At 43.5% G+C, this 7,693-nt stretch carries 9 protein-coding genes; 7 read left to right on the plus strand and 2 right to left on the minus strand.

The features are described from left to right. The coding region (locus Q0X25_RS06155; protein ID WP_298580047.1) for a hypothetical protein at nt 1-277 on the plus strand (277 nt) is incomplete at its 5' end. Nucleotides 278-288: 11 nt separating this feature from the next. Here Q0X25_RS06155 and Q0X25_RS06160 read toward each other — a convergent pair. Further along, complete coding sequence (locus Q0X25_RS06160; RefSeq protein ID WP_298580050.1) at nt 289-507, minus strand: hypothetical protein; 219 nt, start codon at nt 505-507, stop codon at nt 289-291. A 38-nt stretch (nt 508-545) separates the two neighbouring features. Continuing rightward, nucleotides 546-767 (minus strand): hypothetical protein, encoded by a 222-nt coding sequence (locus Q0X25_RS06165; protein WP_298580053.1) that lies wholly within the window; start codon nt 765-767, stop codon nt 546-548. Between the two features lie 127 nt (nt 768-894). Between Q0X25_RS06165 and Q0X25_RS06170 the strand changes: the two genes are divergently transcribed. From Q0X25_RS06170 to Q0X25_RS06195, 6 genes are all read left to right on the plus strand, one after another. Further along, nucleotides 895-1,584: a LexA family transcriptional regulator gene (locus tag Q0X25_RS06170; protein ID WP_298580057.1), complete on the plus strand. Its 690-nt coding sequence runs from the start codon at nt 895-897 to the stop codon at nt 1,582-1,584. Between the two features lie 208 nt (nt 1,585-1,792). Continuing rightward, complete coding sequence (locus Q0X25_RS06175) at nt 1,793-2,752, plus strand: Abi family protein (protein ID WP_298580060.1); 960 nt, start codon at nt 1,793-1,795, stop codon at nt 2,750-2,752. 25 nt (nt 2,753-2,777) lie between these two features. After that, nucleotides 2,778-4,199 carry a hypothetical protein gene (locus Q0X25_RS06180; RefSeq protein ID WP_298580063.1) on the plus strand — a complete coding sequence of 474 codons (1,422 nt, stop codon included), beginning with the start codon at nt 2,778-2,780 and terminating at the stop codon, nt 4,197-4,199. A 53-nt stretch (nt 4,200-4,252) separates the two neighbouring features. Then, a complete protein-coding gene (locus Q0X25_RS06185; protein ID WP_298580065.1) occupies nt 4,253-5,107 on the plus strand; it encodes a DNA adenine methylase in 855 nt (284 codons plus the stop codon). Nucleotides 5,108-5,256: 149 nt separating this feature from the next. Next, the gene (locus tag Q0X25_RS06190; protein WP_298580067.1) at nt 5,257-6,357 is read left to right on the plus strand and encodes a Fic family protein; all 1,101 of its coding nucleotides are present in this window, start codon (nt 5,257-5,259) and stop codon (nt 6,355-6,357) included. Between the two features lie 194 nt (nt 6,358-6,551). Beyond that, a complete protein-coding gene (locus Q0X25_RS06195) occupies nt 6,552-7,622 on the plus strand; it encodes a tyrosine-type recombinase/integrase (RefSeq protein ID WP_298580068.1) in 1,071 nt (356 codons plus the stop codon). Nucleotides 7,623-7,693 lie beyond the last annotated feature (71 nt).

The following is a 7,693-nucleotide window of genomic DNA, read 5'->3' on the forward strand; positions in this document are numbered from 1 at the left end:
GCAATTTCTGCGCATCAAAAGATCTTGCAGAACACTTTCTCAAACGCAAAGAGCACTTCTTTTGAAGCTCCTCAATGAAGGACCCACAATTGCTGGCAACGAATATGATGTAGACTTGCTTTGTAAAGCTGGTCTCCTCATCGCCAGCGATGTGCCAAATCTTTTTGGAACGGCAGCAATGATTAGTCCTGACGCCATTGACATTCTGCAACGCCATCGCACAGACTGGATTGGTAAGATGTCCGAAGAGGAAATCGCCGCGATACTCAAAAACTGACTTTTCCATCTCTACCCCATCGCCTTCTCGAGAACGACAACACGCGCCAAGACCAGCCCCAGCACCATTCCAAACAGAACTGAAAGCGCCCAGATGCCCTCATCAAACCCTGCAAAGGTGCCTGTAAAAACACATATAACGAGCAGCAATGCAAGCAGAACAAATAGGAAAGAAATGCCTCTTGCCACAGATGAGATGTCAGATGCCGCCTTTTCCATTTTTGGTGCCATAGTTAGTTCCTTTCTATATATGTGAAGTTAAACGCACATTAAAAGGTAAAAAAATAATCAACCCATTCCTTAAAAATGCGTTTTCCATCAGAGTTAAATTCTTTACTCAGCGCCCGCATCTCTTCAAATGAGAAAAGCTCAGGTTTATCTTCCCTCTGTTTATATGTTGGGTAGCTCATTTTAAGCGCTTTACGAGCATCTTCTATTGTAAGTCCGCTTGCAAGTCTTGCTTTTGCAAGCTGCGAAAGTGATTCTACCATCATGCCTCCCTTCACTTCTCGATGTAATGTTAAACAACACTTTACGCAAAGTCTAGCATGAATTTAAAATTCTATTAGTGAATTTAAAAAAACTGTTGTGTATTTTAAAATCTATGAGGTGTACTAAATGAGTGTCATCGGAAACAACATCAAAGCATTGCGCACACTCAAAGGAAGTGGGCGAGAAATCACACAACAAGAAATAGCTGATATTGCAGGAGTGACGCGCGAAACAGTTAATAAGTGGGAATCAGGAGCAATAGGTAATATTCGTGACAGTAACATCCAGAGGTTGAGAGACTATTTCAATCTCACAATTGATGACTTGCGTTCAGAAAGTGCAGGGCTTGCCGCACAACTAACGGACAGCGCCCCTGTTCTCCCCCACGGCGCGCTCACTCCTGTAGCATCACCACCCGCTTACGCTCCTCTATTAGGCAGAGTCCACGCTGGAGACGCGCAGGAGCCCGATGTGCTGGATGATGAGATCCCCTTGCCAGCTAATGTGCTAGCTGGCCATCCGCACGCCTATTTTTTGCAAGTCGAAGGTCAATGCATGAGTAGGGTTTACCCAGAAGGCTGCTTTATTTTGATTGACCCTGATAAACCCCCAACAAACGGATCAATCGCGGTCGTCAGCATTGATGGCGCTGATTACGTAATGCGACGGCTTTACCGCGGCGCGTCTACCTTGGTGCTCTCCCCAGATTCGTGGGATGACGGTTTTGAGGACATCGTTTTGCGTGACATCGATGAGCATAGCGTTGAGTTTCACGGCACGGTCGTGTGGTTCCAAGCAAGCAGGGAGATGGAGTAGAAAGGTAATGGGTAAGCCAAAACGGTACAAGCTGGCACAATCTGTACCAAAGTGTCCCAAAGTGTGATTTTTTGTTGACTCGCCGCTATGTTTGGGTATAGTAGCTGCAAGCGGTACTGACGTGATGACTTTACGGAGCTCGCGTCCAAGACAAAGGCAGCTACCCAATTTGGGCAAGCTGCCTTTGTTGATTTAATAGGAGCCGCTTATGTCAAAGCCTTTTCTCACAATTGAAGAGCAGATCGACCTATTGAATAGTCGTGGTATGAACACTGATGCCGACACTGCGCGTATTTTGCTTAGAGAGGGGTATTACTCCATCGTAAACGGTTATAAGGAACCGTTTTTAGATACAAAAGCCACCATTGCCAACAAGGATGATAGGTACCGTGAAAGTGCCCGTTTTTCTGATATGTACACAATCTTTTCTTTTGACCGTGAGCTAAGAGAAACAACCTTTTATTACTTGATCATGGCTGAGGCCACTATCAAAACCGCTGTCGCCTATGTGTTCTCTGAAGCTCATAGGGAGCCAAACGCTTATCTTTTGCAGGAAAATTTTTGTTCGCGAGATGAGTTCTGTATAAAGAAAAGCTTTGAGCGAGAGATAAGTGGGCTAAACACAGCTTTGAATAGACGCTTAGAAAAAAGCAGAACTGAGTTTGTTACTCATTACAAAAACACTTACGGAGACGTCCCGCTCTGGGTTTTAGTAAATGATCTTACGTTTGGGAATGTAGAGCATTTTTTTAATCTCATGAAGCCAGAAGAACAAGACAGGGTTTGTAGGGCAATTACAGAATCAACCGCTAGAAAGGGCGACGGAGAATCAAAATATCTGAGCAGGAAGCGGGCTAGAGTTAGCCTTGAAGCTCTCGTTGACTTTAGGAATATATGTGCCCATGATGAGCGCCTTTATTGCACTACTGTTGGCGGTAGAAAGAATATCAACTACATCAAGATGATATTTAGACTTGAACAATTCATTACAAAAGGTGAGTTCATAGAGCTAATCGGAAAGCTTCTTGACCTCGTGAAGAAATACTCTGAGCAAAGCAAAGTAGTTTATGACCTGCTAAAGCCGCTTGGTTTCGATGAGCTATCTGCAGAATTAGCGAAGCGAAACAAAATCCGCGAAGAAAGAAGAAGGCAAAACGGGCAACGCTAGGGGAGAAATAAGGTGAGCTGAATTTATGTATAAGCGTCAAGACATCTCCATTGATAAACTAATCATTAATGATCAAAACCCAAGAATCTTCCCAGTAATGGGGGAACAAGAAGCCATATATTCAATCCTGAGAGACCAAAGTCTTGCCTCTAGAGAAAATAAAATCATCACCCTTGCAAAAGACATCGCTCTCAATGGGTTACATGAAGAAGAGCCTTTCGTCGTATCGCCGCTTCCTGATGGAATGTACTTGGTTCGAGAAGGAAATCGTCGTGCGACTGCTTTAAAGCTTGGGAATAATCCGGAGTTAGTACCCAGTGGTTTCGCAAATATCGTTAAAGCAATGAGCGACTTACAGGGTAAAATGCCTCAAATAATCCATGGAGCAATCATCACGGATAACGAGAGCGAGATTAACCGCATTATCTCTTCGAGACATAGTGGTCCTCAAGGGGGAATTGGGATTGAGTCATGGGACTCAGAACAAAAAGCAAGATTTCAACAACTCATCGAAAATAAGCCTGATGGAGTAATTGCATTCATTGACCAAATCAAAGACTTATTTTCTGACAATACCGAATTTATTAGGAATCTTTCGCAAGCAAAAAAGACGGGCATTGAGCGAATGCTGGGCACGCCGCAAGTTCGGACATTCTGTGGCATTGAGGGAAATAGATCAGACTATCAATACGATTGTAAACATGATAAAGAGCTATTTGCTCTAATCCAGTACCTCGCAAATCATAAGGTGGGAGATTATTATACCGCTGATAACCGTCGAGAAATCGTTAAACAGCTCTCAGAAGATCTTGGCATCGCCCCCCAAGATGAACAGCTTTCTATCCCACTTGGACCCTTACAGCCAAGCGAATCACAACCAAATCAAGACATCGACCCCCAGGAATTACAACCTATCAGCAATCTTAGTGAATATCCCTCGTCAACTAACGGAGTGCAACCATCAAATCCTAGACCCAAAGGCTACGCTTTCGAAAGACGCACTGTAATACCCTCTTCAGGCGCTCCTCTGCCTACTACAGATAATGCAAAAATAGCCGAGATATCCAACGAGCTAAAATCTATCAACGCTAAAGATAATCCCATTGCATGTGGTTTGCTACTTAGATCTTTAATTGAGTTAATAGCAGATACTTTTCTCATCCATAAACTCGGAGATGAAGCGTGGAACAGCCTTCAGTCCCTTAGTGCACGTATTTCAAAATCTTGCGAGTTGCTTACTAGGGATAAAAGTTGTCATTTAGGACATAACGACGTGGACTACTTAAGGAAGATGGCAAAAAACAACGATGCAGAAGTGATAGTAACTATTACCTCATTAAACTCCTGTGCTCACGGTCAAGCAGGTTGGGTAGACGGAGGTGCCCTAATCGCCACTTGGGACAAAATATATCCCGTTTTGAGAGAAATGCTATCCAAAAGCCAGTAGCCCTATGGCCAAAACGAACTCGAATTTGTAAAGTATTAAGAAGGAGGTGCCAAATGCCATTCACATATACGCCCATACGCTATCCAGGCGGTAAGTCAAAGATCTACTCAACAATAGACGCGATTATTGAGGCTAACGATTTAATAGGTAGCTCATACGCGGAGGCATTCTGTGGTGGAGCAGGCCTTGCCATGCAGCTCCTTCTCAAGCAGCGTGTATCCAAGGTTTTCCTGAACGATATTGATCCAGCTGTTTATAGCATGTGGAAGATGATTGTTCATCATTCTGATGAGCTTTGCTCATTTGTTGCGAACGTTGAACTTTCAATAGATGAGTGGCGCCAGCAAAAAGAAACACTTTCTTTATCTAAAGCCCCATCAATTAAGATGGGCAAAGCAGCCTTTTATCTCAATAGAACTAACCGTTCTGGAATTTTAGAAGCTGGCCCTATTGGTGGGCAAAAGCAAGACGGCAATTACAGTATTGGCGCTCGATTTAATCGCAAAAATCTTTGCAATAAGATCCAAGCCATAGCTGAGTATGCGGATAACATATCAATAGCCAATATGGATGCTGAGGACTTTATTGAGCAAGTACTCAAGCAGCAAGATTCTTCCCTATTTGCTAACTTTGATCCTCCTTATGTTGAAAAGGGTCCTGGACTGTACAAGAACTCATTTGACAATGAATGCCACGATTCTTTAGCAAAAAGAATTGCTTCTTGCGATTTTCCTTGGATTGTTACCTATGATGCGGTACCGCTCGTAGATAATGCCTACTCGGCATTTTCTCGATATGACCTTTCTGTGGGTTATAGCGCAGCAAGTACAAAAATTGGAAATGAAATACTTGTAGCGGGGCCCGGCGTCATCATTCCCGATGGCCTCCTTGAGAGAAGGGCTGCATAGGACTTACCAATTTCGTGATATTACGAAATTGGTAGATTAAATAAAAAATGCTCTTAGATGGAGTAGAAGCTTTCGTCTAAACATGGAGGAAACTTAAAACCTAAAAGGTTATTTAGGTTTACCAACTAAAATATGGAAGTAGTACGTTTATGAGTATTAATTATCACATTGGGAAATTCCCCCCTGCAAATATTGACTGGGAAACCATTGCACTACCTCTTGCACAAGCTTCTACTGCGCTCGCAAGGTATGATAGCTTTCTCGGAATTATTCCAAATCCAGAGATTTTAATTGCTCCTTTAATGATGCAAGAAGCAGTCATATCTTCAAGAATTGAGGGGACGCAAGCATCGGTAGGAGATGTCTTAGAATTTAATGCAGGAAATACAGATGTCTCACCATCTAAGCGTGATGATATTCGTGAAGTCGTTAATTATCAAATCGCTGTTGAACATGCTGGAAATATGCTAGAAAATCTTCCAGTTTGTGGGCGCGTGCTAAAAAGCGCTCACCGCATTTTACTTAGTGGTGTACGAGGTGAACTTAAATCGCCAGGCTATTACAGAACTGAACAAAATTGGATAGGAGCATATGGGAGCGATATTACTAGCGCAAGATATATTCCTGCTAAACCCGATGATGTTGAACCGCTCATGAAATCATGGGAGGAATTTGTAAATCGAGATGATATTCCCAGCCTCTATAAAATAGCCATAGCACATGCAGAATTTGAATCAGTTCACCCTTTTTATGATGGTAATGGCCGAATAGGTAGAATGCTTGTTCCCCTCATGATGAAAAATGATGGGCTCTTATCTCATCCATGTTTTTTCTTGAGCGAATTTTTTGAAAAAAGGAATGAAGAATACCAAGATAGACTCTTGAATGTCTCTCAATCTAATGACTGGACTGGCTGGTGCAAATTCTTTTTAGATGCTATTCAAAAGCAAGCAATTGTAAATAACGAAAAAGCTGTTGGTATTTTTAATCTTAATAAGGAATTAAAAGAACGATTAGCAAGAGAGAGTAATTCGACCTATTCTGGCATTATTATTGACAAACTATTCCAAAGCTCAATATTTTCAACCCCAGATTTTGTAAATATCGACGGAGTAAATCCTCAAACTACGCGGCGACTTCTAAAAATATTGGAACAGCTAGATGTAATTAGACCACTAAGAAAAGGAAGTGGAAGAACACCGGCAATAATGGTTTTCCCCGAACTACTTCATATTGTCGATTCACATTAATTTTTGTTTCTCATTTGTGATAAATAAACGCGTTTGTTTATCACAAAATGCAAAATTTGAAACACAAATAGATTTGCTTAGCTTCTATGAGTAGCAAAACGCCCTCCCTGAGTCTTGGCGGAGTCAGGAGGGCAGCCACCGAAGGGACGGAGGCACGTCTATTATGCCACGTAATTTATTTGTAGGTGACCGTCATGTCCATTGATAAGCTACCTAATGGAAAATGGCGTGCGCGCGTGGAGCTTGGCCGGGATGAATTTGGCAAGCGTAAGCGCAAATCAGGTGTCTTTAAGACCAAACGTGAGGCAAAGGCTGCAGAGCATCTTTGGAGCGAGCTTGCCAGGACAGATGTTGTGCTGCGTGAATCGCTGCAATTTGGTCAGTTTGTCGATGAAGTCTATCTACCACGCGCAACTGAGCGCGTGCGCCATAACACTCTGCTTGCCTACAAACGCGATCTAAAACTCAGGCTCCTACCTGCATTTGACACACGCAAGCTTGAGGACATAAGCCATGAGGACATCCAGCGGATGCTTAACCGATGCTCTAGCTACAAAGTTGCTACCAACGCACGCGATACGCTTAGACAGGTGCTCAATGAAGCGCTTGATCTTAAATACATCAAGGAAAACCCCGCCACAGACAAATACATACTTCCCAAGCGCGAGATCTATCCTACAGACCACAATGGCGACTGGCTTACAAGCTTTGAAGAGCATGATGCGTTTATAGCACTGATTGATAATGAGCTCTTTCAGACGATTGCCGTGCTTGGCTTGTCTCTGGGGCTTCGCAAGGGTGAAATCTTTGGTCTTGATTGGAGTGATATCGACTTTGAGTGCCGCCTAGTCCATGTACGGCGCACCTATGTCCGAGAAGCCGAGGGTCCAAAGCTTATGCCGCCTAAAACCCGCAGAAGCGACCGCTATATTCCCCTTCGTAAGAAGAGCGCAGAGTGGCTCTATGATCTCTACGAGCAACGCGGGAAACCTGAGGGTGCTGTTTGCGTCAATTACCGAGGAGCCCGTGCAAACCCCTGCGTAGCAGCGCGCAGGTGGTTGGCCTACATAAAGGAACGAAATCTCCCCTACGTCACGATGCTCAACATGCGTCACAGCTTTGCAACGTCTTGTCTTATGGCTGGAATGGAAATAAGTAAGGTCTCACGCTATCTTGGCCATACATCAATCAATACCACTGTCTCCAGATATGTGCGCTATAAAGCAGAGGATATGGTTGGTGACTTTGACAGGTTCGTTGACTAGCTCGCGCGTGACCCATTCGTGACCCATGATTTGACCCAACAGAATAAAACAGCTGCTAGACGGTTTAAGAC

Origin of the sequence: uncultured Olegusella sp. (genome assembly GCF_947253395.1) — a bacterium.
Taxonomy (GTDB): domain Bacteria; phylum Actinomycetota; class Coriobacteriia; order Coriobacteriales; family Atopobiaceae; genus Olegusella.